This is a genomic window from Streptomyces sp. NPDC020996, from assembly GCF_040641355.1.
GTDB lineage: Bacteria > Actinomycetota > Actinomycetes > Streptomycetales > Streptomycetaceae > Streptomyces.
In genome coordinates, this window is the sequence record NZ_JBFADM010000032.1 from 30,354 (window position 1) to 54,545 (window position 24,192).

At 71.5% G+C, this 24,192-nt stretch carries 21 protein-coding genes, 1 pseudogene and 1 riboswitch; of the genes and pseudogenes, 10 read left to right on the plus strand and 12 right to left on the minus strand.

What is annotated here, in order from left to right:
• Window positions 1–11 precede the first annotated feature (11 nt).
• Complete coding sequence (locus tag AB0G63_RS21805) at window positions 12–269, plus strand: WhiB family transcriptional regulator (RefSeq protein WP_003992873.1); 258 nt, start codon at window positions 12–14, stop codon at window positions 267–269.
• A gap of 180 nt (window positions 270–449) precedes the next feature.
• Here the strand turns inward: AB0G63_RS21805 and AB0G63_RS21810 are convergent, their stop codons facing one another.
• Complete coding sequence (locus AB0G63_RS21810) at window positions 450–1,916, minus strand: PAS domain-containing sensor histidine kinase (protein WP_360752766.1); 1,467 nt, start codon at window positions 1,914–1,916, stop codon at window positions 450–452.
• A 380-nt stretch (window positions 1,917–2,296) separates the two neighbouring features.
• The gene (locus tag AB0G63_RS21815; protein ID WP_360752649.1) at window positions 2,297–2,992 is read right to left on the minus strand and encodes a TetR/AcrR family transcriptional regulator; all 696 of its coding nucleotides are present in this window, start codon (window positions 2,990–2,992) and stop codon (window positions 2,297–2,299) included.
• A gap of 202 nt (window positions 2,993–3,194) precedes the next feature.
• Here AB0G63_RS21815 and nagB point away from each other — a divergent pair, with 202 nt between their 5' ends.
• Complete coding sequence (nagB, locus tag AB0G63_RS21820) at window positions 3,195–3,980, plus strand: glucosamine-6-phosphate deaminase (RefSeq protein WP_360752651.1); 786 nt, start codon at window positions 3,195–3,197, stop codon at window positions 3,978–3,980.
• 63 nt (window positions 3,981–4,043) lie between these two features.
• Here nagB and AB0G63_RS21825 read toward each other — a convergent pair whose 3' ends face one another.
• The 4 genes from AB0G63_RS21825 to AB0G63_RS21840 all read right to left on the minus strand — a co-directional run bounded on the left by AB0G63_RS21825 (window position 4,044) and on the right by AB0G63_RS21840 (window position 8,723).
• Window positions 4,044–5,531, minus strand: coding sequence for a glycoside hydrolase family 3 protein (locus AB0G63_RS21825; RefSeq protein WP_360752654.1), 1,488 nt, complete (start codon window positions 5,529–5,531; stop codon window positions 4,044–4,046).
• An 8-nt stretch (window positions 5,532–5,539) separates the two neighbouring features.
• Window positions 5,540–6,382, minus strand: coding sequence for a carbohydrate ABC transporter permease (locus AB0G63_RS21830; protein WP_324787573.1), 843 nt, complete (start codon window positions 6,380–6,382; stop codon window positions 5,540–5,542).
• Window positions 6,379–7,368 (minus strand): sugar ABC transporter permease, encoded by a 990-nt coding sequence (locus tag AB0G63_RS21835; RefSeq protein WP_360752657.1) that lies wholly within the window; start codon window positions 7,366–7,368, stop codon window positions 6,379–6,381. The genes AB0G63_RS21830 and AB0G63_RS21835 overlap by 4 nt, the downstream gene beginning before the upstream one ends.
• 71 nt (window positions 7,369–7,439) lie before the next feature.
• On the minus strand, window positions 7,440–8,723 hold the full coding sequence (locus tag AB0G63_RS21840; RefSeq protein WP_360752660.1) for an extracellular solute-binding protein: 1,284 nt from the start codon (window positions 8,721–8,723) through the stop codon (window positions 7,440–7,442).
• Between the two features lie 358 nt (window positions 8,724–9,081).
• Between AB0G63_RS21840 and AB0G63_RS21845 the strand changes: the two genes are divergently transcribed.
• The gene (locus tag AB0G63_RS21845; RefSeq protein WP_324787576.1) at window positions 9,082–9,846 is read left to right on the plus strand and encodes a GntR family transcriptional regulator; all 765 of its coding nucleotides are present in this window, start codon (window positions 9,082–9,084) and stop codon (window positions 9,844–9,846) included.
• Window positions 9,847–10,246: 400 nt separating this feature from the next.
• Here the strand turns inward: AB0G63_RS21845 and AB0G63_RS21850 are convergent.
• Window positions 10,247–11,143: pseudogene (locus tag AB0G63_RS21850) on the minus strand (IS4 family transposase); the annotation flags it as partial.
• Between the two features lie 510 nt (window positions 11,144–11,653).
• On the opposite strand from AB0G63_RS21850, the gene AB0G63_RS21855 reads away from it, so the two are divergent.
• The 6 genes from AB0G63_RS21855 (at window position 11,654) to AB0G63_RS21880 (ending at window position 18,393) form a co-directional block, all read left to right on the plus strand.
• Entirely contained in the window at window positions 11,654–11,917 is a 264-nt protein-coding gene (locus AB0G63_RS21855; RefSeq protein ID WP_360752663.1) for a DUF3311 domain-containing protein, read from the plus strand.
• Window positions 11,914–13,524 carry a monocarboxylate uptake permease MctP gene (gene mctP, locus AB0G63_RS21860; RefSeq protein ID WP_360752666.1) on the plus strand — a complete coding sequence of 537 codons (1,611 nt, stop codon included), beginning with the start codon at window positions 11,914–11,916 and terminating at the stop codon, window positions 13,522–13,524. Before AB0G63_RS21855 ends, mctP begins: the two co-directional genes overlap by 4 nt.
• Window positions 13,525–13,600: 76 nt before the next feature.
• A complete protein-coding gene (locus AB0G63_RS21865; protein WP_360752669.1) occupies window positions 13,601–14,107 on the plus strand; it encodes a GNAT family N-acetyltransferase in 507 nt (168 codons plus the stop codon).
• A gap of 77 nt (window positions 14,108–14,184) precedes the next feature.
• A riboswitch (cobalamin riboswitch) is annotated at window positions 14,185–14,263 on the plus strand.
• A 143-nt stretch (window positions 14,264–14,406) separates the two neighbouring features.
• Window positions 14,407–16,788, plus strand: coding sequence for a ribonucleoside-diphosphate reductase subunit alpha (locus tag AB0G63_RS21870; RefSeq protein WP_360752672.1), 2,382 nt, complete (start codon window positions 14,407–14,409; stop codon window positions 16,786–16,788).
• Between the two features lie 50 nt (window positions 16,789–16,838).
• Window positions 16,839–17,795, plus strand: coding sequence for a ribonucleotide-diphosphate reductase subunit beta (locus tag AB0G63_RS21875; RefSeq protein WP_360752769.1), 957 nt, complete (start codon window positions 16,839–16,841; stop codon window positions 17,793–17,795).
• A gap of 133 nt (window positions 17,796–17,928) precedes the next feature.
• Window positions 17,929–18,393 (plus strand): hypothetical protein, encoded by a 465-nt coding sequence (locus tag AB0G63_RS21880; RefSeq protein ID WP_360752674.1) that lies wholly within the window; start codon window positions 17,929–17,931, stop codon window positions 18,391–18,393.
• Here AB0G63_RS21880 and AB0G63_RS21885 read toward each other — a convergent pair.
• A complete protein-coding gene (locus AB0G63_RS21885; protein WP_360752677.1) occupies window positions 18,360–18,572 on the minus strand; it encodes a hypothetical protein in 213 nt (70 codons plus the stop codon). The two genes, AB0G63_RS21880 and AB0G63_RS21885, sit on opposite strands and share 34 nt — an antisense overlap.
• Window positions 18,573–18,665: 93 nt before the next feature.
• Between AB0G63_RS21885 and AB0G63_RS21890 the strand changes: the two genes are divergently transcribed.
• Window positions 18,666–19,628, plus strand: a complete 963-nt coding sequence (locus AB0G63_RS21890) for a helix-turn-helix domain-containing protein (protein WP_360752771.1) — start codon at window positions 18,666–18,668, stop codon at window positions 19,626–19,628.
• 47 nt (window positions 19,629–19,675) lie between these two features.
• Here AB0G63_RS21890 and def read toward each other — a convergent pair whose 3' ends face one another.
• The 4 genes from def to AB0G63_RS21910 form a co-directional block, all read right to left on the minus strand.
• Window positions 19,676–20,326 (minus strand): peptide deformylase, encoded by a 651-nt coding sequence (gene def, locus AB0G63_RS21895; RefSeq protein WP_351892213.1) that lies wholly within the window; start codon window positions 20,324–20,326, stop codon window positions 19,676–19,678.
• Between the two features lie 110 nt (window positions 20,327–20,436).
• Window positions 20,437–21,417, minus strand: coding sequence for a hypothetical protein (locus AB0G63_RS21900; RefSeq protein ID WP_351892211.1), 981 nt, complete (start codon window positions 21,415–21,417; stop codon window positions 20,437–20,439).
• A gap of 106 nt (window positions 21,418–21,523) precedes the next feature.
• On the minus strand, window positions 21,524–22,765 hold the full coding sequence (locus tag AB0G63_RS21905) for an HD domain-containing protein (RefSeq protein ID WP_360752681.1): 1,242 nt from the start codon (window positions 22,763–22,765) through the stop codon (window positions 21,524–21,526).
• Window positions 22,762–24,069 (minus strand): HD-GYP domain-containing protein, encoded by a 1,308-nt coding sequence (locus AB0G63_RS21910; protein WP_360752684.1) that lies wholly within the window; start codon window positions 24,067–24,069, stop codon window positions 22,762–22,764. Before AB0G63_RS21910 ends, AB0G63_RS21905 begins: the two co-directional genes overlap by 4 nt.
• Window positions 24,070–24,192 lie beyond the last annotated feature (123 nt).

The following is a 24,192-nucleotide window of genomic DNA, read 5'->3' on the forward strand; positions in this document are numbered from 1 at the left end:
AGGTAGCAGCCATGGACTGGCGTCACAACGCCGTTTGCCGCGAGGAAGACCCCGAGCTCTTCTTCCCCATCGGCAACACCGGTCCTGCGCTGCTGCAGATCGAGGAAGCCAAGGCCGTCTGCCGTCGCTGCCCGGTTATCGAGCAGTGCCTGCAGTGGGCGCTCGAGTCCGGCCAGGACTCCGGCGTCTGGGGTGGTCTCAGCGAGGACGAGCGCCGCGCGATGAAGCGCCGCGCCGCTCGCAACCGGGCCCGTCAGGCCTCCGCCTGACATTCGCACCCCTGCTGACAGCCTGAGCTTGGCGGCGCGTGTGCCCTACGGGCGATGATCCGTAGCGAGCGAGTACGCATCTCCCGCCCCCGAGCCGCAGCGCGCAGTACCTACGATGCGCAGCACTTGCTGGCAACGAGCATTCGCCCCGGACCGTGCGCGGTCCGGGGCTTCTTGCTGTCACTTGTGGGGTCGCACCGGGATGTCGAGGATCACCTGCGTCCCCCGCTCCGGCGCCGGGACCATGTCGAACGTGCCGCCCAACTCGCCTTCGACCAGGGTCCGTACGATCTGCAGACCCAGGTTTCCGGCGGTGTGCGGGTCGAAGCCCTCGGGCAGACCGACGCCGTCGTCCTGGACGGTGACCAGCAGGCGGGCCTCCTTGGTGGTGCCGCCGCGGACCGCCGAGACCTCGACGGTGCCGGTGTCGCCCTCGCGGAAACCGTGCTCCAGGGCGTTCTGCAGGATCTCGGTGAGCACCATCGACAGGGGCGTCGCCACCTCGGCGTCCAGGATGCCGAAGCGGCCGCTGCGCCGGCCGATGACCTTGCCCGGCGAGATCTCCGCGACCATCGCCAGCACCCGGTCGGCGATCTCGTCGAACTCCACGCGCTCGTCCAGGTTCTGGGACAGCGTCTCGTGCACGATCGCGATGGAGCCGACCCGGCGCACCGCCTCCTCGAGCGCTTCGCGGCCGCGTTCGGACTCGATGCGCCGGGCCTGCAGGCGCAGCAGGGCGGCCACCGTCTGCAGGTTGTTCTTCACCCGGTGGTGGATCTCCCGGATGGTCGCGTCCTTGGTGATCAACTCGCGCTCGCGGCGCCGCAGTTCCGTGACATCGCGGAGCAGCACGAGTGAACCGATGCGGGTGCCCTTCGGCTTGAGCGGGATCGCACGGAACTGGATGACCCCGTCGTGGGCCTCGATCTCGAACTCGCGGGGCGCCCATCCGCTGGCCACCTTCGCCAGCGCCTCGTCCACCGGGCCACGGGTCGGGGCGAGTTCTGCGGTGGTCCTGCCCAGGTGATGGCCGACGAGGTCGGAGGCGAGGCCCATGCGGTGATAGGCGGACAGCGCGTTCGGGGAGGCGTACTGGACGATGCCGTCCGCGTCGACGCGGATCAGGCCGTCGCCGACGCGCGGCGCGGCGTCCATGTCCATCTGCTGGTTCGCGAACGGGAAGGCGCCGGCCGCGATCATCTGCGCGAGGTCGGAGGCGCTCTGCAGGTAGGTCAGCTCCAGGCGGCTCGGGGTGCGCACGGTGAGCAGGTTGGTGTTGCGCGCGATGACGCCGAGGACCCGCCCCTCCCGTCGGACGGGTATCGACTCGACCCGGACCGGGACTTCCTCGCGCCACTCCGGATCGCCCTCGCGCACGATGCGGCCCTCGTCGAGCGCCGCGTCCAGCATGGGCCGGCGCCCGCGCGGGACGAGGTGGCCGACCATGTCGTCCTGGTACGAGGTGGGGCCGGTGTTGGGCCGCATCTGGGCGACGGAGACGTATCGCGTGCCGTCGCGGGTGGGGACCCACAGGACCAGGTCGGCGAAGGAGAGGTCGGAGAGCAGCTGCCACTCCGAGACCAGCAGGTGCAGCCACTCGAGGTCGGAGTCGTCGAGGGCGGTGTGCTGGTGGACCAGTTCGTTCATGGAGGGCACGTGTGCGAGCGTACCTGGGGGTTTGTCCCACTCCGAAATGCGCGGCCTTGCGGAGGAACACCCGCGGGCCGCGGCGCCCGGAGGGACCCTCAACCCTCCTGGCACCGCAGCCCGGAGCAATATCGGCCGTGGGGTGTGCGGTCCCGGTCGGCCGAATGTCGAGGATCCGGGGCAGTCAGGGCAGAGAGCTCCGGTTCCTCGGTCCCGCCCTCCTGTGCGGGGAAGGCGGAAGCCTGCGGTACTTCTTCGCACTGCTTCAATTGTGGACTAGACCACTGCGCGTGTCCATGAGTCGGGAGCTGTTCTTCGGTGTTCCGGCCCCAACTGTTCGGACGTCCTGGCATCCACCACGCAGCCTAACCCTTATGGGTTCATGTGCGGGGCCAGATGGTCAGGGCAATTTCCGCGAGCGCCTCCAGTTCCTCCCGGCTCGCGCCGTCGCGCGCCTGCTGGGACATGCCCTGGAGGACCGCGCCCGTGTGCCGGGCCAGCGCGCGGGCGTCGGCGCCGGCCGGCAGCTCCCCCACGGCGATCCCGTCCCGGATCCGGCTCTCGAAGGCGGCGATGTCGGCCTTGCGCCGCTCGCGCAGGGACTCCTCGACCTCGGGACTCGTGCAGTTGGTGGCCGCGTGGATGACGAGGCAGCCGTGCGGGCGGCCGGGGGTCGTGTACTCCACGGCGGCCTCCCGCAGGATCCGCTCGACGGCCGCCCGGGCGGTGGGCTCCTCGGCCAGCGCCCGCTCCGCGAAGGAGCCGTAGCGCGTGCCGTAGACGCGCACGACCTCATCGAACAGCGCCTGCTTGTCACCGAAGGCCGCGTACAGGCTGGGGGCGCCGATGCCCATCGCCCGAGTGAGGTCGGAGACGGAGGTCGCCTCGTAGCCGTGCTCCCAGAAGGCCATGACGGCCTTCTCCAGGGCGGTCTCGCGATCGAAGGAACGAGGGCGGCCGCGCCGCTTGGGCACGGGCCGGACGTCCACGGCACCCTCCACGGTGCTCTCCGCAGCACTCTCCGGGCCGCCCTCCGCAGCGCCGACCTGCACCTTCGTCTCCTCGCTGACCACCATGGAGTGAATTATATAGCGGATGCTAGAGAATTTTCGGCGGTCCGTTGTACGGTCATTTCTGTATCGGCCGCTAGAAAATCATGGAGGGCATCGGTATGAACTGGAACGTAGGAGACTCTGCTAAATTGACCTCGACTGGTCTATACCACACGTGCTGTTCCTTGAGTCCAGTTGAGTCCCTTCAGAGATCGGCAGGCCCAGCGTGGAAGTTGTCATCGTTCCGGACGCCAAGGCGGGTGGCGAGATCGTCGCCGAGGCCATGGCGCGACTCCTGCGGCGCAAGCCCGACGCGTTGCTCGGGGTGGCCACCGGGTCGACCCCGCTGCCGGTGTACGAGGCCCTGGCGGCCAAGGTCCGCTCCGGTGCCGTGGATGCCTCGCGCGCCCGGATCGCGCAGCTCGACGAGTACGTGGGGCTGCCGGCCGAGCATCCGGAGTCCTACCGTTCGGTGCTGCGGCGTGAGGTGCTGGAGCCGCTCGGAATCCCGGCGGACTCCTTCATGGGGCCGGACGGCACGGCCGAGGACGTACCGGAGGCGTGCGCGGTGTACGACAGGGCGCTCGCCGAGGCCGGCGGGGTGGACCTGCAACTGCTGGGGATCGGGACCGACGGGCACATCGGGTTCAACGAGCCGTGCTCCTCGCTCGCCTCACGCACCCGGATCAAGACGCTCACCGAGCAGACCCGCGTCGACAACGCGCGCTTCTTCGGCGGCGACATCGAGCAGGTCCCGCACCACGTCATCACGCAGGGCATCGGGACGATCCTGCAGGCCCGGCACCTGGTGCTGCTGGCGACCGGCGAAGGCAAGGCCGACGCGCTCGCCGCGACCGTCGAAGGACCGGTCGCGGCGGTGTGCCCCGCCTCCGCGATCCAGCTGCACCCGCATGCGACGGTCGTGGCCGACGAGGCCGCCGCGTCCAAGCTCAAGCTGGCCGGCTACTTCCGCTACGCCTACGTCAACAAGCCGGATTGGCAGGGGCTCTAGTCGCCGCGGGCACGCGAAGGCGCCGGCCGCTGCGGGGCGCCGGCGCCTTCCGTGTCGTGCGGACTACACGCCCGCGACGACCTCCGCCGCCGCGCGACCGCAGACCCGGGCCGCGCCGTGGGTGGCGATGTGGAGGGCGCCGCGGGGCGGGGCCTGCGGAATGCCCATCTCGACGACCACCGTGTCGGGGCGGGCCCTCAGCAGGGTGTCCAGGGCGGCCGCCATCCAGGGGTGCCGGTGCTCGTCGCGGACCACGGCGACGATGCGGCGCGGGCCGGCTGCGGCGAGGGCCTCCCGTCCCGCGTCCGCTCCGGTGAAGCTGCCCGTCTCCGTGCCGGGGAGGAGCCGGACGAGTTCCGCGGCGACGCCCCAGGGCGTCTCGGCGCCGACCGCGATGTTGGCGACGGGGGCGAAGGCGGCGACGTAGGGCGGCTCGGTGAGCGGCGTGAAGCCGTCGGCGCCGGTCAGCCGCAGGGCCCGCCGGGCCGCCCGCAGGCCCACCTCGTCGTCGGCCGCGCCCAGCACGCCCGCGGCGCGGGCCGCCGCCGTCCAGCGGGCCAGGCGGCGCACGCGTTCCGCGGCGTCGGCCAGGCGCTCCTCGGGCAGTTCACCGGCGCGTACGGCGGTGACCAGGGCGTCGCGCAGGCGGCGTACCGTCTCGTCGTCCGCGAGACCGCCGCCCACGCAGATCGCGTCCGCGCCGGCCGCGATGGCGAGGACGCTGCCCCGTTCGATGCCGTAGGTGCCCGCGATGGCCTGCATCTCCATGCCGTCGGTGACGATGAGGCCGTCGTAGCGGAGTTCGCCGCGCAGCAGGTCGGTCAGCACCCGGCGCGAGAGCGTCGCAGGGCGGTCCGGGTCCAGGGCCGGCACCAGGATGTGGGCGCTCATCACGGCGCGCGTCCCGGCGGCGATCGCGGCGCGGAACGGGGCCAGTTCCCGCGACCGCAGGACCGCCCGCTCCACGTCGATGCGGGGCAGCGCGTGGTGGGAGTCGACGGCCGTGTCGCCGTGGCCGGGGAAGTGCTTGGTGCAGGCGGCGACCCCGGCGGACTGCAGGCCGTCCACGTAGGCCGCCGTGTGCCGGGCGACCAGGCCGGTGTCGGCGCCGAAGGAGCGGACGCCGATGACCGGGTTGGCCGGGTTGGAGTTCACGTCCGCGGACGGGGCCCAGTTGAGGTTGATCCCGCAGGCCGCGAGGCGGCGGCCGAGTTCGCGGGCCACCCCTCTCGTCAGCTCCACGTCGTCGACCGCGCCGAGGGCGTGGTTGCCGGGGAAGCTGGAGCCGGTACGCACTTCCAGGCGCGTGACGTCGCCGCCCTCCTCGTCGACGGCGACCAGCACGTCGTCCCGTTCCGCGCGCAACCGCGCGGTCAGGGCGGACAGTTGCGCGGCGGAGGCGATGTTGCGGCCGAACAGGCCGACCGAGGCGAGGCCCTCGCCCAGGCGCCGCAGCAGCCAGTCGGGGGCGGTGGTCCCGGTGAAGCCGGGTTGCAGGACGGTCAGGGCGTCCCGGGTGAGGGTGTCGGTACCGTCGGTGATCGTCGTCATCGGGGGCGTCATCCCTTCACGGCGCCGGCGGTCAGACCCGCGGCCATCTTGCGCTGGACGAGCAGGAACAGGACGACGATCGGCACGGCCATCATGGTGGCGCCGGCCATCATCGGGGCGTACTCGGTGCCGTGCTTGGTGGTGAAGTTGCCGAGCCAGACGGTCGCGGTCTGGTTCTTCTGGCTGAGCAGCATCAGGGCGTACAGGTATTCGTTCCAGGCCTGGATGAAGCCGTAGACCGAGGTGGCGACCATGCCGGGGGCCAGCAGGGGGAAGACGACCCGGAGGAACGCGCCGGTGGGTGAGCACCCGTCGACCATCGCCGCCTCCTCCAGTTCCCTCGGGATGTTGACGATGAATCCGCGCAGCGTCCACACCGTGAAGGGCAGGATGAAGGTCAGGTACGTGATGATCAGGCCGGTGAGCTTGTCGTACTGTCCCAGGTCGTTCAGCAGCAGGAACACCGGGATGATCATGGCGACCAGCGGGACCATCTGGACCGCGAGGATGCCGACGATCACGATCTTGCGGCCGCGGAAGGCGAACCGCGAGATGGCGAGGGCGGCCAGCAGGCCGACCACCATGCCGATCACGACCACGGCGAGGGAGACGGTCAGGCTGCGGCCGACCGGCCCCCAGAAGTCGGCGATGTCCAGCGCCCGGCGGAAGTTGTCGAGCGTGATGCCGGTCGGCAGCAGGCTCGGGTCCGGGTCGATGGCGTCCTTCGCCGGTTTGAACGCCGTGTCGACCATCCAGTAGAGGGGGAAGCCGGCGGTGACGAAGACGAGGAGGCCGAGGAGGTTGTACCCGAGCCGCGACCTGCGGCGCCCGGCGGTGACGAGGGCGCTCATTCGACCTCTCCGATCTTCAGCATCTGGCGCATGTAGACGGCGACGACACCGAGCAGCAGCGCCACGGTGAGGAGGGCGATCGCCGAGCCCTGGGCGTAGTCGTTGACGACGAACGCGCGGTCGTAGGAGTAGGTGTTGAGGACCTGGAACTCGGACTCCGGGTGGCCGCCGCGCATGACGAAGACCTGCGGGAAGACGCCCATGTCCCAGATCACCGACAGCGTCGTGAGCATCACGATGATCGGCTTGAGGACGGGCAGGGTGACCCAGCGGAAGACGCCCCAGGAGTTCGCGCCGTCCAGCCGGGCCGCCTCCTCCAGTTCCCGGGGCACCTGGGTGAGGCCGGCGCTCAGGGTGATGACGACGAAGGGCACGGCGCCCCACACCACCAGCAGCATGATCACGGCCAGCCCCTCGGGCCCGCTCGCAAACCAGTTGTGGCCGATCATCTCGACGCCGGGCAGTTTGTCGAGCAGCGCGTTGAACACGCCGTAGTCGGAGTCGAACAACCACTTGAAGACGGTCGTGGCCACGATGACCGGCATGCCCCAGCTGGCCACCAGCACGATGTTGATCAGCGTCTTCAGCCACCTGGAGACCCGCTGCAGCAGCAGGGCGATCGCCATGCCGGCGACCATGGTCAGGACGACGGCGCCGCCCGCGAAGACGATCGTGCGCAGCACGACGGCCCAGAACTCGCCGTCCCCCAGCACCTTGCCGAAGTTGTCGAAGCCGACCGACTCGGCCGGCTGGAAGCCCCACAGCTGGGACTGCCCGAACTTCTGGAAGGACAGGGTGACCAGGCGGACGAGCGGATAGCCCATGACCAGGGCGAGGACCAGCAGGCAGGGCGCGAGCAGCAGCCAGGGGGTGGCCGCGGGACCCGACTTCCGCCGTCTGCGCGGCCTCCGGGACGGCGCGGGCGGTGGCGGCGCCGGCCGCGGCGGCGGCACCTTGGCGGGGGTGGTCGTGTCTGCGGCACTCATCGCGCGCTCCTCAGCGGTCCCTCAGGTCGGCGGACGGCGGGACCCCGCCGACGGCAGGGTCCCGCTGTGGGTCACTTGGTGTTGATGACCTTGTCGATCGCGGCGTCCGCCTCCTTCGCGGCGGCCTCGACCGACTTGTTGCCGGTGCCGATGTTCTGCAGCATGGTCTGCAGGACCTGGGCCTTCTCGACCTGGCCCCAGCCGGGGGCCATCGGGACGAACCAGTTGGACTCGGCCGCGGTGGCCGGGACCGCCGTCGCCGGGTCGTCCTTCAGAGTCGCGAGGTCGGTCTTGTTGTTGGGCAGGTTGCCCTTGGCCATCAGGCCCTTCTGGCCGGAGGAGCCGGCGAACGCGTTGATCCACTCGGCGGCGACGGCCTGCGCGTCCGACTTCACCGGGACGGCGAGGTCGCTGCCGCCCAGGAAGACGGGCATGTTCTTGCCGGACGGGCCCGGCATCACGAAGTTCTCGAGGTTGTCCTTGAGCTTGCCGGTCTTGTCGTTCTTCGGGTCCGCGGCGGTCGCGCCCTCCCAGGCCGCGCCGAAGATCATGCCGGACTTGCCCTGGCCGTAGACGATGTAGCGGTCGGACTCGTCCTTGGTCTTGTCGCCGTGCATGTACGTGTCGACGACGTTCTTGAACTCGGTGAGGCCCTTGAGGGACTCGGGCGAGGAGAGGTTCGCCTTCCACTGGCCGCCCTGCTCCTCGGCGATGGAGCCGCCGGCGTCGTAGACGAAGGACATGGCCGCGTACCAGTCGCGGGTGGGCTGGTACCAGGCGGAGAACTTGTCGCCCTCCTTCTTCTGGACCTTGTCGAGGGCGGCGGTGAGCTCCTTGTACGTCTTCGGCGCGGACTTCACGCCCACCGAGGCGAAGAGGTCCTTGCGCCAGTTGCCGACGCGGCCGCCCGCGTAGTACGGGACGCCGTAGGTCTTGCCGTCGTAGGTGACCGAGGCCTTCAGACCGTCCAGCCAGGCGGCCGAGTTGTCGAACTTCGCCGCGTCGAGGGGGGCGAAGGCGCCCTTGACCATGTAGCCGAGCATCTCGGTGTTGCCCATCTCGACCACGTCCGGAACCTTGTCCGTGGCGAGGACCGCGTCCAGCTTGGTGTTCTTGTCCGGCCAGCCGTAGTACTCGTGGTCGATCTTGATGCCGGGGTGCTTCTTCTTGACCGCCGCGTCGGCGGCCTTCACCAGCTCCGGCCAGTTGTTCTGGGCGTCCACGGTGAGCCAGACGGTCAGCTCCTTGACGTCCGCGCCCTGCTTGTCCGAACCCTTGCCGTCACCGCTCCCGCACGCCGCGACGGAGACCACCATGCCCGCGATACCGATCGCGGCTGCCAGCTTGCGCTTCACGCCACCCTCCTCAGGGATGCCACACAACCCCCCTGCCTCCCCGCGCGAGCGTTGGGCCGGGACCTGGACCAATGGTGTAGACCAGTACCGGGAGCTTGGACCAGACCAAGAGGCCTGTCAAGGCTGCCAGAACCGCTCCGACCAGCCGTTATGCGACCTACATATGCAGGAACCTTTAAGTAAGAAGCCCGCGAAAAGGCGTGCACCTGACGCGGCAACACCGGTAGACCACTTACAGTGGTGGACTAGACCAAAAGAGAGGGCGACGGTATACAGAGGGGATCACGCAGCGTGCGGAGGAGATCCCGGTACGCTGCCGCCACGATGTGAGCCGCGTCCGAAGCCGGGAAGGCAGACCATGAGCACCGACGTCAGCAGTGCGGAGCACGAGGGTGGGGCGACCGTCCGCACCGCACGCGTGCCGAAGTACTACCGTCTGAAGAAGCACCTGCTCGACATGACGGAGACGCAGGCGCCGGGCACGCCGGTCCCGCCCGAGCGCACCCTGGCCGCGGAGTTCGACACCTCGCGCACGACCGTCCGCCAGGCCTTGCAGGAACTCGTCGTCGAGGGCCGCCTGGAGCGCATCCAGGGCAAGGGCACCTTCGTCGCCAAGCCGAAGGTCTCGCAGGCGCTGCAGCTCACCTCGTACACCGAGGACATGCGGGCCCAGGGCCTGGAACCCACCTCGCAGCTGCTGGACATCGGCTACATCACCGCCGACGACCGCCTCGCCGGGCTCCTCGACATCACCGCCGGCGGCCGGGTGCTGCGCATCGAGCGGCTGCGCATGGCCAACGGCGAGCCGATGGCCATCGAGACCACCCACCTCAGCGCCAAGCGCTTCCCCGCCCTGCGCCGCTCCCTGGCCAAGTACACGTCCCTCTACACCGCCCTCGCCGAGGTGTACGACGTCCGCCTCGCCGAGGCCGAAGAGACCATCGAGACCTCCCTGGCCACCCCGCGCGAGGCCGGCCTGCTCGGCACGGACGTGGGCCTGCCGATGCTGATGCTCTCCCGGCACTCCCTGGACCGGGAAGGCCAGCCGGTGGAGTGGGTCCGGTCGGTGTACCGGGGAGACCGCTACAAGTTCGTGGCCAGGCTGAAGCGTCCGCAGGACTAGTGCCAAGGCCGTGAAGTCTGCGGCTGGGGCATGTCGTCAAGGGCCTGCGGCCGCGAGGATTTCGATGCTGGTGGTGGCTTTGTAGCTGGTGCGGTCGATGCGGGGACCGCGGGCCTGGGTACTTGGAGATGGCGCGTTTGGCGATGCGGGGGCTGACGCGTAGTCGCCGCTGGGGCAGCAGGCCGGCCAGGACGTGTCGGCCGATGGTGCCGGCCAGGTCGACGACCGTGCCGGCGATGACGCCAGCGGCCTGGATCACCAGGTCGCGGGCCGTCTGCCAGGCGATGCTGAAGCTGGCGCGGTCGGGCTCGGTGCCGCATCGGGTGCTGGTGGCGTCGGCCATGGCGGTCCGCAGCAGTCGGTAGACCACGAGCAGGGCGTAGATCTCCTGGTCGATGCCTTCGGGGGTGCGGGCCCGCAGGACCCGGCCGCCGAGGATGGTCGACTTCAGTTCCAGGTAGGCCGTTTCGGTCTCCCAACGCTGGTGGTGGCGGGTGGCGAGTTCGGCTGCCGGGTGGCGGTGGTGGTCGAGCAGGGTGGTGGCGAGCCGGTAGAGGCCGGTGTGGTTCCCGGCGGTGGTGGTGGTGATCTCGCAGTCGATGACGCGGACGCGCAGTTCGCCCAGTGCCGAGAGGCAGGAGCCGTCCCGGTAGCGGGCCAGGACCGGCATCCGGCGGCCGTTCTCGAGCCGGACCAGAACCTCGGCACCCGTGTCCGCGATGTCCGCCAGGAGCCGCTGGGCGCCGAAGTTGCGATCGGCCGGCAGGATCATCCCGGGCCGCAGGCTGGGCAGCAGGCTCGGGGCGTAGGCGGTCTCACCCGCGGTGGTCGGGCCGAACACCGCGTCGATGAGGGTGCGGGTGCCGCAGGCGACCAGGGCGAGCATGCGGACCTGCGGGTATCCGGTCCCGCCGTGGTTGCCGGCCTGCTTGGTGAACCTGGTCAGGACGGCGGGAGTGTCGGGGACCGTCAGGGTGGTGCCGTCGAGCGCGACCACCAGGAGCCCGCGCCGGCGGACCCCTGGTCCGTGCCGGGTCGCGGCAGGGCCGCGCAGCAGGTCGAACAGCCACCGCAGCGGTTTGCTGCCGACGCGCCGGCGGGCCTGGGCCAGCGCGCTCGCCGTCGGCGCGGCCAACGGCAGGCCCGCCAGTGCCCCGGTGAGCTTGCGCCACACACCGGGGCATCCCGTCTCCGGGAACAGGCACGCGGCCAGGACCAGGTACACCACGACCCGGGAGGGCGGATCCCGCAGCCGCGACTGCACGGCCCTGGTCGCACTCAGCGCCGCATCGACCATCTCGAAGGGCAGCTGGGTCAGCTCGCCGAGACGACCGGGCGCAGACCGGCCTCCGGCCACCGTGACACCACGTGTGATGGCACACTGTCCGGACAGCGGAGCCTCCGGTCTTTGTGAACGGCTTGTCTTGGTCGACTGCCAGTTCTACCGGGGCTCCGCTCCTCATGTCCGGCGAAACCACCACCTACGACCCCCTGGACAACCCCGCCAGGCCCATAACTTCACGGCCTTGGGACCAGTGCTGCACCAGAACGCGAGAGCGAACGCGGGGCGCAAGCCGGCTCCGAACGCCCGGGTGCCGTCCGGGCGCGCGTTCGAGCGGATTCCGAGTGGATGCGGACGGACCGTCAAAAGGCTGGCGCCCGGATGGACTTGTGCTGTTGCCGAGGCGGCGGCGGCCGCACACAATCGTCACACGGACCTCGCGACGCGGTCTTCCGCTGACGTGACACCGTGACCTAGATTGCCTGCGCGTTGCACATGTGATCAGTGACGGGACGGAGTCGCGGTATGTCTAATGCGCCCGAAGCCAGACCCCCGGTGGTGACACCGGCTCGCATCCTCATCGCCGTCTGTCTGACGGCGCCCTTCGTGGCGATGCTGTGGGTCGGCTCCTACGCCGAGACGGATCCCACGCTCGCCGGGATCCCGTTCTTCTACTGGTACCAGATGCTCTGGGTGCTGCTGTCCACCGCGCTGACGATGGCCGCGTACAAGCTGTGGCAGCGCGACCGGCGCGTCCGCGCCGCGCAGAGGGGCGGTGCGTCGGAGTGAAGGACGGCGTCAACGGCATCGCCCTCGGTGTCTTCGTCTTCTTCTTCCTCGCCGTCACGGCGATGGGCTTTCTGGCCGCGCGCTGGCGCCGGGCCGAGAACGAGCACAGCCTCGACGAGTGGGGGCTGGGCGGGCGGTCGTTCGGCACCTGGATCACGTGGTTCCTGCTGGGCGGCGACCTGTACACGGCGTACACCTTCGTCGCCGTGCCGGCGGCGGTCTACGCGGCGGGGGCGGCCGGGTTCTTCGCGGTGCCGTACACCATCCTCGTCTATCCGCTGATCTTCACGTTCCTGCCGCGGCTGTGGTCGGTGTCCCACCGGCACGGCTACGTGACGACGTCGGACTTCGTGCGCGGCCGCTTCGGCTCGAAGGGCCTGTCGCTGGCGGTCGCGGTGACCGGCATCCTGGCGACGATGCCGTACATCGCGCTCCAGCTCGTCGGCATCCAGGCGGTGCTGGACGTGATGGGCATCGGCGGCGGCGAGAACACGAACTGGTTCGTGAAGGACCTGCCGCTGCTGATCGCCTTCGGCGTGCTGGCGGCCTACACCTACTCGTCGGGCCTGCGGGCGCCCGCGCTGATCGCGTTCGTTAAGGACACGCTGATCTACATCGTCATCGCGGTGGCGATCATCTACATCCCGATCAAGCTGGGCGGGTTCGACGACGTCTTCGCCAAGGCGGGCGAGAAGTTCGCCGCCGCGGGGGCGGGCGGTCTCGTGCCGGCCCCCGCGGGCCAGTGGACGTATGCCACGCTGGCGCTCGGCTCCGCGCTCGCGCTGTTCATGTACCCGCACTCGATCACCGCGACGCTGTCCTCCGGGAGCCGCGAGGTGATCCGCCGCAACACCACGATCCTGCCGCTGTACTCGCTGATGCTCGGCCTGCTGGCCCTGCTGGGCTTCATGGCGATCGCGGCCGGGGTGAAGGTCACCAACGGGCAGCTGGCGATCCCGCAGCTGTTCGAGAACATGTTCCCCGACTGGTTCGCCGGGGTGGCCTTCGCCGCGATCGGCATCGGCGCCCTCGTCCCGGCGGCCATCATGTCCATCGCGGCGGCGAACCTGTTCACCCGCAACATCTACAAGGACTTCATCAGGCCCGACGCGACGCCGAAGGAGGAGACCCGGGTCTCCAAGATCGTGTCCCTGCTGGTGAAGGTGGGCGCGCTGGTCTTCGTGCTGACGATGGACAAGACCGTCGCCATCAACTTCCAACTGCTGGGCGGCATCTGGATCCTGCAGACCTTCCCGGCCCTGGTCGGCGGCCTGTTCACGCGGTGGTTCCACCGCTGGGCGCTGCTCACCGGCTGGGCGGCCGGCATGGTGTACGGCACGGTCGCCGCGTACGGGATCGCCTCCCCGACGCAGGCGCACTTCGGCGGCAACGCCAAGGAGATCCCCGGCATCGGCGAGATCGGCTACATCGGCCTGACGGCGTTCGTGCTGAACGTGATCGTGACCGTGGTCCTCACCGTCGTGCTGAAGGCGGTCAAGGCCCCGGAGGGCGTCGACCAGACCCGGCCCGAGGACTACACGGCCGACGCCGGGGACGCGGGAGTGCGGGTGGAGCTGCCGCCCGCGACCGCGGGGGCGCCCCAGTAGGAGGCGGTACGGACGGGCGGGCCGTCGGTGCGGACACCGGCGGCCCGTTGTCGTACCCGTCGGGCACACTCGCCGCATGGACATCGCGATACGGCAGGCGGCCCCCGGGGAGTACGAGGCACTCGGCGAGATCACCGCCCAGGCATATCTGCGGGACGGCCTCCTCGACTTCGGGGAGAGCGACGCCTACCTCGCGGAGCTGAAGGACGTCGGCAAGCGCGCCGCCGCCGCCGAGGTGCTGGTCGCCGTGCGCCGGGACCGCCCGCTCGGCGGCGTGACCTTCGTGCCGTCCGGCGGCCCGATGGCCGACATCGCCGGGCCCGGCGAGGCCGAGATCCGCATGCTCGCGGTCGCGCAGGACGCCCGCGGCCGGGGCGTCGGCGAGGCGCTGGTCCGCGCCTGCCTGGACCGCGCCCGAGCCGTGGAGGGCTGCGTCCGCGTCGTCCTGTCGACCCAGCGCTCCATGCACACCGCCCACCGCGTCTACGGACGCGTGGGCTTCGCCCGCGCTCCCGAGCGGGACTGGAACCCGATCCCGCACCTGGACGACATCACCCTGCTCGCCTATGCGTTGACGCTGTGAAGCCACCGCGACACAACATCTGGGGGTGACAGGGCAGCACGGCACAAGATGTATGCTCATGCTCGCTGTCGCCGCAGGGGAATCCGGTGCGAATCCGGAACTGTCCCGCAACGGTGTACTTGTGCATGTCCATGCGCAGGAGTCAGTCCGAGGACCTGCCGACAGCGCGCCCGGCCGTCCGGTCCGGGCGCCTGACGTCCGGGCCTCGTGGAATGGGCCGGTGGACGCGGCGCCGTGTGCGCTCGTGACTGCCCCCTGCCCTCCGCAAGGCCCCGTGCCGAGCGAGGGAGAGCCCCCACGTGACCATCGCGCCAGCCGATCCGGCATCGGCGACCCGGGATCCGGCCTCAGTGATCCAGCCGGACGGCGACGGCCCCGGCGCCGAACTGCTGCGGACCCTGACCGAGTTGACCGCCGACCTGCCCGACGCCGACCCCGGCCGGGTCGCCGCCGCCGCGCTGCGCGGCCGGTCCGCGCGGGCGGACGTGACGGAACTGCGCGAGCTGGCCACGGAGGCGGCCGCCGGCCTCATCTCCGAGGACCCCGCCTACTCACGGCTGGCCGCCCGGCTGCTGACGATCAGCATCACCGCCGAGGCCGCCTCGCAGGGGGTCACGTCGTTCACCGGGTCGGTCGCCGTCGGGCACCGCGAGGGCCTCATCGCGGACCGGACCGCCGCGTTCGTGCGCGTCCACGCGGCACGCCTCGACGCGCTGGTGGACGCGCGGGCGGACGACCGCTTCGGCTACTTCGGCCTGCGCACCCTGCACAGCCGCTACCTGCTGCGGCATCCGATCACCCGCCGTGTGATCGAGACGCCCCAGCACTTCCTGCTGCGGGTGGCGAGCGGTCTGGCCGAGGACGACACGGTCCGCTCCGCCGACGAGGTCGCCGCGCTCTACGGGCTCATGAGCCGCCTCGACTACCTCCCCTCCTCCCCCACGCTGTTCAACTCCGGCACCCGGCACCCCCAGATGTCGTCCTGCTACCTGCTCGACTCCCCGCTGGACGAGCTGGACTCCCTCTACGACCGCTACCACCAGGTCGCCCGGCTCTCCAAGCACGCGGGCGGCATCGGCATCGCCTTCTCCCGCATCCGCTCCCGCGGTTCGCTCATCCGCGGCACCAACGGGCACTCGGGCGGCATCGTCCCGTTCCTGAAGACCCTCGACGCCTCGGTCGCCGCCGTGAACCAGGGCGGCCGGCGCAAGGGTGCGGCCGCCGTCTACCTGGAGACCTGGCACGCCGACATCGAGGAGTTCCTGGAACTGCGCGACAACACCGGCGAGGACGCCCGCCGCACGCACAACCTCAACCTCGCGCACTGGGTCCCGGACGAGTTCATGCGCCGGGTGAACGCCGACGGGCAGTGGTCGCTGTTCTCCCCGTCGGACGTGCCCGAGCTGGTCGACCTGTGGGGCGAGGACTTCGACGCCGCCTACCGGAAGGCCGAGGCCGAGGGGCTGGCGCGCAGAACCCTTCCGGCGCGCGAGCTGTACGGCCGCATGATGCGCACCCTCGCGCAGACCGGCAACGGCTGGATGACCTTCAAGGACACCGCCAACCGCACCGCCAACCAGACCGCCGAGCCGGGCCGCGTCGTGCACTCCTCCAACCTGTGCACCGAGATCCTGGAGGTCACCGACGACGGGGAGACGGCCGTCTGCAACCTCGGTTCGGTCAACCTCGGCGCCTTCGTCGACGACGGGGAGATCGACTGGGAGCGGCTGGACGCCACCGTCCGCACGGCCGTCACCTTCCTCGACCGCGTCGTCGACGTCAACTACTACCCGACCGAGCAGGCGGGCCGCTCCAACGCCCGATGGCGCCCGGTCGGCCTGGGCGTGATGGGCCTGCAGGACGTCTTCTTCAAGCTGCGCCTGCCCTTCGACTCGCAGCGGGCCCGGGACCTCTCGACGCGGATCGCCGAGCGCGTCATGCTCGCCGCCTACGAAGCCTCCGCCGACCTCGCCGAACGGAGCGGCCCGCTGCCGGCCTGGAAGCAGACCCGTACCGCCCGGGGCGTGCTCCACCCCGACCACTACGGCGTGGAGTTCGCCTGGCCGGAGCGCTGGGCGGCGCTGCGCGAACGGATCGCCGCGGTCGGCCTGCGCAACTCCCTGCTGCTGGCCGTCGCCCCGACCGCCACCATCGCCTCGATCGCCGGCGTGTACGAGTGCATCGAGCCGCAGGTGTCCAACCTGTTCAAGCGCGAGACGCTGTCCGGCGAGTTCCTTCAGGTCAACTCGTACCTGGTCAGGGACCTCAAGGAGCTGGGCGTGTGGGACGCCCGCACCCGCGAGGCGCTGCGGGAGGCGAACGGCTCGGTCCAGGACTTCGCGTGGATCCCCGAGGACGTCCGGCGGCTGTACCGCACGGCGTGGGAGATCCCGCAGCGCGGCCTGATCGACATGGCCGCCGCCCGCACCCCGTTCCTGGACCAGTCGCAGTCCCTGAACCTGTTCCTGGAGACGCCGACGATCGGCAAGCTCTCCTCGATGTACGCGTACGCCTGGAAGCAGGGCCTGAAGACGACGTACTACCTGCGCTCGCGCCCGGCGACCCGCATCGCGCGCGCCGCCCGGGCCCAGGCGGCCACCGTCCCCGTACAGCAGGCGGCCGACCCCGAAGCCGTCGCCTGCTCCCTTGAGAACCCCGAGTCCTGCGAGGCCTGCCAGTGACGCGCTCCCACCACCTGCTCGACCCCGGCTTCGAGCTGACGCTGCGCCCCATGCGCTACCCGGACTTCTACGAGCGCTACCGGGACGCGATCAAGAACACCTGGACCGTGGAGGAGGTCGACCTCCACTCGGACGTGGCCGACCTCGCGAAGCTGACACCCGCCGAACAGCACCTGATCGGCCGCCTGGTGGCGTTCTTCGCGACGGGCGACTCGATCGTCGCGAACAACCTCGTGCTGACGCTGTACAGGCACATCAACTCTCCCGAGGCGCGGCTGTACCTCAGCCGCCAGCTGTTCGAGGAGGCCGTGCACGTCCAGTTCTACCTGACCCTGCTGGACACCTACCTGCCCGATCCGGACGACCGGGCGGCCGCCTTCGCGGCGGTGGAGAACATCCCGTCGATCCGTGAGAAGGCGGGGTTCTGCTTCCGGTGGATGGACGAGGTGGAGAAGATCGACCGCCTGGAGACCCGGGCCGACCGCCGCCGCTTCCTGCTGAACCTGATCTGCTTCGCCGCGTGCATCGAGGGCCTGTTCTTCTACGGCGCCTTCGCGTACGTCTACTGGTTCCGCAGCCGGGGTCTGCTGCACGGCCTGGCGACCGGCACCAACTGGGTGTTCCGCGACGAGACGATGCACATGTCGTTCGCCTTCGACGTGGTCGACACCGTGCGCAAGGAGGAACCGGACCTCTTCGACGACGAGCTCGGGCAGCAGGTGACGGACATGCTGCGGGAGGCCGTCGAGGCGGAGCTGCAGTTCGCGCGGGACCTGTGCGGCGACGGGCTGCCGGGCATGAACACCGACTCGATGCGCCAGTACCTGGAGTGCGTCGCCGACCAGCGCCTCGTCCGCCTCGGCTTCGCACCCGTGTACGGCTCGGAGAACCCCTTCCCCTTCATGGAGCTGCAGGGCGTCCAGGAGCTGACCAACTTCTTCGAGCGGCGCCCGTCGGCCTACCAGGTCGCGGTGGAGGGCACGGTCGACCTCGACGAGGACTTCTGACCGGGATCCGGGAACGCGGGTGGTACGTCCAACCGGGGTCCGACCGGGAAGACCGGGAAGACCGACCGTCCGGGAAGACCGACCGGGAAGACCGGAGGACCGGAGGACCGGAGGACCGGGAAGGAGGCCACCCATGCGCCGGACGACCCACCGCACCGCTCTCGCCCTCGCCGCGCTGACTCTGGCCGCCGCCGGCTGCGGCGGCGGCAGCGGGACGGGGAGCGGGAAAGGGGGTGGCGGCGGCACCGTCTCGCCGTCCTCCCCCACGACCACCGCCGCGGCCGGCTGCGCGGACACCGCGCAACTGGACGCCGCCGACAGCGGCCGTACCGTCTGCCTGGCCGTGGGCGGCACGGTCCGCGTCAGCCTGGACGGGACCGCCGGACGGCCCTGGAAGCCGGTCGCCGTGAGCGGTACCGGGCTGCGGGCCACCAACAGCGGCTTCGTGCTGCGGCCGGGCGACGCGAGCGCCGCCTTCGAGGCCGTCTCCGCCGGCCGCTCCCGGCTGTCCTCGCAGCGGCCGCTGTGCGCCGCGCAGACCGGCCGGATCTCGTGCAAGGGGATTCAGGAGTGGTGGGTCACCGTGGTGGTGAGGTAGCCCGGCCGCCGTGCGGGACGCCGGGCGCCCGCCTCCGCGCGGGCCCGCTCGGCCTCCCGGATCTGCCGGTCGACGCGCCGGTCGTGGAGGATGCCGGCCACCGACGGCAGGATCAGCAGGACGAGGATCCCGAGAACGGTCAGCATTCCGGTCAGTGCTTCGATGTGTGTCGTATCCATGGACACCACTGTCGCGCCGGTGACTCCTGACAAACAGTGGCAGGACTGCCGCACACCCTCGAAAAGCTGCCAACGATGAGGCAGACTGGCGGCATGCTGCAGAACGTGGCCGCCGTCGTCCTGAACGGCGTGAACCCCTTCGAACTCGGCGTGGTCTGCGAGGTCTTCGGCATCGACCGCAGCGACGACGGACTGCCGGTGTACGACTTCGCCGTCGCCTCCGCCGAGGGCCCGAAGCTCTCCTCACGGGGCGGCTTCGCCCTGCACGTCGACCACGGCCTCGAACGGCTGGAGTCGGCCGACCTGATCGCCGTGCCGGCCTGCGCCGGTTACGAGACGCGTGAGTTCCCGCCCGACCTGCTGGACGCCCTGCGGCGCGGGGTGGACCGCGGGGCACGGGTGCTGAGCGTGTGTTCCGGCGTGTTCGTGCTCGCCGCGGCCGGACTGCTCGACGGCCGGCGCTGCGCGGTGCACTGGCACCACGCGGAGGGACTGTCCCGGGCGTACCCGCGGCTGACCGTCGAGCCCGACGTGCTGTACGTCGACGAGGACCCGGTGATCACCTCGGCCGGCACGGCCGCCGGCATCGACGCCTGCCTGCACATCGTGCGCAAGGAGCAGGGCCCGGAGGTCGCCAACAAGATCGCCCGGCGCATGGTGGTGCCCCCGCACCGGGACGGCGGGCAGGCCCAGTACATCGAGCGCCCGCTGCCCCGCTCCCAGGGCGACACGGTGGCCGAGGTGCTGGTCTGGATGGAGCGGCACCTCGACGAGGACGTCACCGTCGAGCAGCTCGCCGCCCGCGCCCACATGTCGCCGCGCACCTTCGCGCGCCGCTTCCAGCAGGAGACCGGTACCACGCCCTACCGCTGGATCCTGCGCCAGCGGGTGCTGCTGGCCCAGCGGCTGCTGGAGGCTACGGACGAGACGGTGGACGCGATCGCGGGCCGGACCGGGTTCGGGACCGCGGCGGCGCTGCGCCACCAGTTCACGCAGGTGCTGGGGACCACCCCGAACGCTTACCGGCGCACGTTCCGGGGGTCCGAGGCGGCCTGACCGGTCGCCCCGGCGGGTACCCGGACGCGCCGGGGAGGTGTGCGGCGTCAGTCGTTGGCGACGACCGGGTAGCGGGGCTCGTTCTCGGCCATCTGCCGCAGCGCGTCCTTGCGTTCACGCTTGGAGAGGCGGTCGATGTAGAGGTACCCGTAGAGGTGGTCGGTCTCGTGCTGCAGGCACCGGGCGAAGTAGCCGGTGCCGCGCACCTTGACCGGGTTGCCCTGCTCGTCCTGCCCGGTGACCTCCGCGTAGTCCGGGCGCGCGAGCGGGGCGTAGGCGGTCGGCACGGACAGGCAGCCCTCGTTGCTGTCGTCGAGGCGACGCCGTTCGGCGGGCAGTTCGGCCAGCTTCGGGTTGCAGACCACGCCGACGTGCCGGACGCCCTGGTCGTCCTGGCAGTCGTAGACGAAGACCTTCAGGTCGACGCCGATCTGGTTGGCGGCCAGGCCCACGCCCTCGGCGGTGCGCTGCGAGGCGAACATGTCCGCCACCAGCTGCTGGAGCTCCTCGCCGAACTCGGTGACGTCCTTGCACTCCTTGTGCAGCACCGGGTTGCCCACCACCGTGATCGGCCGCGAGGTGCCGCGCTCGCGCCAGGCGTTCTCGCGCTCCTCGCAGTCCTCGGTGTCGATGACGAAGCCCTCGTCGTCCACGGGGAGCACGCCCGCGTGCTGCTGATCGGTGTCCTGCTGCGCCATGACCGACGTACGCCTTCCTGCAAGCATGGGAAATTCTGCGGGTACAGCCTAAAGGGAGCGGTGCACCGGCAGGCGGCCGTTCCGGGGCCCCGGGTTCAAAGGAGCTGGGTTCAGCAGACCTCTTCGAGATCCCGCCAGTCCCTCGAGTCCGGGCTGTCCGCGACCCACCCGTCCAGCAGCCCCCGCACCAGCGACGCGGGCGCCGCGACCCCGCACTCCCGCTCCGGCACCCACAGCTGGCCGTCGGTGCGGTGCCCGAGCGGGCCGGGGTGCCCCGGTTCGCTGTGGTCGTGCGGGTCGAGGTGCTCGCCGTCGCCCTCGTCCGAGGGCATCCGGGACTCCGAGCACATCCGGCACAGCAGCCGCACGGACGACGACCAGTCCTCCGCCGCGAAGCCCGCGTCGGCGGCGAGCTGCTCCAGGGCGTCCCGGTCGTCCTCGGTGGCGGCCTCCAGCAGGACCACCCATGTCGGCACGGGGGACGGCGCCCACAGCTCGATCTCGTCGAACACCGGGTAGGCGTGCCCGGCCGCGGTGGTCCGCTCGCCGTGCGGCACCCCGTCGTGCAGCACGACCTCGCCCCAGCGCCGCCCGGAGGACGGCAGCGGGATCGACAGCACCTCGATGCGGGCCGGGTCCAGCCGGCGGCCCCACACCACCTCGGCCTCCCCCTCCGGGGACAGCCGTACGGCCGCGCTGCCGAGGTCCATGCCGACCGGCTCCCCGGACGCGGTGGCCGTGCCCGGCACCCGCAGCCCGTACGCCTGCCAGGCCCGCCGGGCCAGCGGCCAGTCCTGCAGGGCGGTGGCCGCGATGCCGACGTTCCACCAGTCGGGTGCCCCGGTCTCCCGGTCCAGCAGCGCCACGGCCCGCAGACCGGCCGCCCGAGCCTGCTCCCAGTCGTGCCGGAACTTGTGCAGCAGGGCGAGGTTGAACCAGGACTCCGACAGCCAGGGCTCCAGATCGGCGGCCCGCGTCAGCAGCGCGCCCGCGTCCTCGTACCGGCCGTCGCCGATCAGCGTGAACGCACGATCGGTGGCCTGCCGCCAGGAGGCGGAGGGCCGGTGCCGTCCCTTGCCGAAGATCCTCACGATTCCCGCCTGCCGGTTCCGTTCAGTGGGCTGGCCAGTGCCCCTGGACACTCTCTCTCTTCGCATCCAACCACGTGTGGCTGGAAGCACGCTCATTACCCATGGGTTACCCAGCCGGGAACGGCGTCAGACAGTCCCGGGCCAGGACGCGGGCCAGGGATTCCACCACCTCGGGCGCGTAGTCCGCCGCGGTCGCCAGCCGCAGTTCCTCCAGCGCCGTCAGGGGCCCGCCGGGTCCGGCGTCCCGCGCCTTCTCCTCGTAGGCGTTGACGGTCCGCACGATCCGGGCGGCGACCGGCTGCTCCCGGTAGGGGTCGGCCTGCCGCTCGACGACCACGGCGACCGCCCGGTCGACGCCGGTCTGGCGGACCACGGCCCCGCCGAGCAGCGCGATCCGGCGCTGCTCGGCCACCGGCAGGCCGGCCGTGGCGCCCGCCGGGACCGGGTCGACCAGGCTGAGCTGGCCGATGTCGTGCATGAGGGCGGCGCACTCCAGCACGGCGAGCTCCGGCCTGGTCAGGCCCAGGTCCCGGCCGACGGCCCGGCTGAGCGCGGCCACCCGCCGGGCGTGCCCGGCCGGGGTGTACCCGGCGATCTCGGTGGCGCGGGCGAGGGAGGCGATGGTCTGCCGGTTGGTGGTCCGCACGGCCGCGTACCGGCGGAAGGACATCTGGGTGAGCAGCAGCGGCAGCGAGAACACCGGCAGCGCCCACAGTCCCGCGACGGCGACCGCGAGCGACGTCACCGCGCCCGTGGCGCACACCGCCGAGCCGATGCCGAGCAGGGCGCGCAGTTCGTCCCGCAGCAGCGGGCCGAAGGGCCAGCCGGCGCGGGAGTGCGCGAGCGCGGCGGCGAGGACGGCGTCGCACAGCGCGGTCAGGGCGAGCAGCGTCGGCAGCAGCAGCGCGTACGCGGGGCCGACCCAGGTGTCGAACAGCCCGCGGTCGTACAGGGGCTGGAAGCACACGGCGGCGAAGGCGACGGCGAGCACGCGCCGGGCGAGGTGGTCGGTCACCGCCCGCTGTCCGCGCGCGATGTGCGGCACGTTGCCGGCCAGGGCGGCGGCGAGGACGACGGTGACGACCTGCACGGCGCCGTGGGTCGTGGGCCGGCCCGCGTCGTCCCCGAGCAGCGCGTACGACAGCGCCGCGGCGGCCCCGAGCGGCGCGGCCTCCCTGACCCGGGCGCCGGTCCACCGGGCCAGCTCGCCGACGGCGACGAGCAGGCCGAAGGCGAGGGCGGTGGGGCGTTCGACCAGGCCGGTCCAGCAGGTGGCGAGGAGGGAGCCGGCGGCCACCAGGGCGGCCGCCGTGTGGATGAGGAGCGTCAGCGGCGGGCGGGGGCTCACCGGCGTGCCCGGGGCCTGCCGCCGGCGCGCGGCGCGGGCGGGGCCGCGCGGTCCTCCTCGGCGGTGACCGCCGGGCGCCAGCCGTGCCGGGCGAGGGCCCGGACCAGGGCGCCGACCATGCGGGGGTCGAACTGGGCCCCCGCGCACCGCTGGAGTTCCTCCAGGGCCGCGGAGACGGGCCGCGCCCTGCTGTAGGAGCGCGTGGACGTCATCGCGTCGAACGCGTCGGCGACCGCGACCACCCGCGCCGACTCGGGGATCTGGCCGCCGGCCAGCCCGTACGGGTACCCGCTGCCGTCCAGCCGTTCGTGGTGGTGCAGCACCGCCGCCCGCGCCTCGCCCAGGAAACCGATTCCGCGCACCATCTCGTGCCCGTACTCCGGGTGCAGTTCGATCACCCGCCGCTCCTGCGGGGTGAGCGGGCCGTCCTTGCGCAGCAGCCGGGTGGGGACGCCGAGCTTGCCCACGTCGTGCAGGATCCCGGCGAACCGCAGCACCTCGACGCGCGCCTCGTCCATGCCGAGTTCGCGCGCGATCATCATCGACGCCTGCCCGACGCGCTCGCTGTGCCCGCGCGTGTAGCCGTCCTTGATGTCGACGGCCTGCACCAGTGCCCGGATCGTCGCCTGGTGGGCGGCCCGCTCCCGGTGGTACTGCGCGAACGCCCATCCCGACACGCACATCGGCAGCAGCACCAGCAGCGCGGCCACCGGCCCGTACGGGCTGTGCCACAGCACGGCCATCATCAGCCCGGCGAGGCCGTGCACGGCGACCGGCGCGAGGGAGCGTACGAACAGTCCTCGCCAGGCCCGCCGGACCGGCACCCGCTCGGCCAGCGCGAGGATCCCCCCGTCCAGCGCGGTCAGCGCCAGGCAGAACGTGAGGACCGCGGTCCCGGCGGGCAGCAGGGCGTAGGGGAAGTCGGACGCCGCGACGGCGTCCGGTCCGCCCAGCGCCCGGTGCACGCGGGCGGCGGCGCACACGGCGAGGGCCAGCTGGGCGGCCCGCCAGGTCCGGCGCAGCCACGGCGAGCGCCGGCCGACCGGCGAGAGCAGCGCGCCCGGCAGCGGCACCAGGGCGGCGGCGGCCGGCGGGAGCAGGAAGGCCCCGGCGAGGAGCACGGGGTAGAACGTCCCGGCGAACCGCCATCGGGCGGCGGCCTGCTCGCCGGCGGCGTACAGCGCGGCCGGCAGCGCGACCGCCCAGCAGGGCGTGCGCGGGCCGCACAGCGGGAGCAGGCAGCACGCGGCGCCGAGGACCGCGCAGGCGACGTACACCCGTGCGCGTGCCGGCACCGCCTCCATCACGTCTCTCCCCCCGGCCGAGCCTGCTGAGGCTGAGGAGCCTAGGCCGGAGAGGGGCGAGCCCGCGGGCTGTTGGCCCGCGGATTAGCACGTTCGAGTGACGACGGCCCGCCTTGGCGCGGG

Excerpts from the sequence above, each read along its gene's own strand:
- AB0G63_RS21815 (WP_360752649.1), bottom strand. The coding sequence starts at position 2,992 with ATGGTGGTCAGCGAGGAGACGAAGGTGCAGGTCGGCGCTGCGGAGGGC.
- AB0G63_RS21865 (WP_360752669.1), top strand. The coding sequence starts at position 13,601 with ATGGACATCGCGATACGGCAGGCGGCCCCCGGGGAGTACGAGGCACTC.
- AB0G63_RS21875 (WP_360752769.1), top strand. The coding sequence starts at position 16,839 with ATGCGCTACCCGGACTTCTACGAGCGCTACCGGGACGCGATCAAGAAC.
- def (WP_351892213.1), bottom strand. The coding sequence starts at position 20,326 with ATGGCGCAGCAGGACACCGATCAGCAGCACGCGGGCGTGCTCCCCGTG.
- AB0G63_RS21890 (WP_360752771.1), top strand. The coding sequence starts at position 18,666 with ATGCTGCAGAACGTGGCCGCCGTCGTCCTGAACGGCGTGAACCCCTTC.
- AB0G63_RS21830 (WP_324787573.1), bottom strand. The coding sequence starts at position 6,382 with ATGAGCGCCCTCGTCACCGCCGGGCGCCGCAGGTCGCGGCTCGGGTAC.
- AB0G63_RS21845 (WP_324787576.1), top strand. The coding sequence starts at position 9,082 with ATGAGCACCGACGTCAGCAGTGCGGAGCACGAGGGTGGGGCGACCGTC.
- AB0G63_RS21805 (WP_003992873.1), top strand. The coding sequence starts at position 12 with ATGGACTGGCGTCACAACGCCGTTTGCCGCGAGGAAGACCCCGAGCTC.
- AB0G63_RS21885 (WP_360752677.1), bottom strand. The coding sequence starts at position 18,572 with ATGGATACGACACACATCGAAGCACTGACCGGAATGCTGACCGTTCTC.
- AB0G63_RS21825 (WP_360752654.1), bottom strand. The coding sequence starts at position 5,531 with ATGACGACGATCACCGACGGTACCGACACCCTCACCCGGGACGCCCTG.
- AB0G63_RS21910 (WP_360752684.1), bottom strand. The coding sequence starts at position 24,069 with ATGGAGGCGGTGCCGGCACGCGCACGGGTGTACGTCGCCTGCGCGGTC.
- AB0G63_RS21810 (WP_360752766.1), bottom strand. The coding sequence starts at position 1,916 with ATGAACGAACTGGTCCACCAGCACACCGCCCTCGACGACTCCGACCTC.
- AB0G63_RS21855 (WP_360752663.1), top strand. The coding sequence starts at position 11,654 with ATGTCTAATGCGCCCGAAGCCAGACCCCCGGTGGTGACACCGGCTCGC.
- AB0G63_RS21880 (WP_360752674.1), top strand. The coding sequence starts at position 17,929 with ATGCGCCGGACGACCCACCGCACCGCTCTCGCCCTCGCCGCGCTGACT.
- AB0G63_RS21835 (WP_360752657.1), bottom strand. The coding sequence starts at position 7,368 with ATGAGTGCCGCAGACACGACCACCCCCGCCAAGGTGCCGCCGCCGCGG.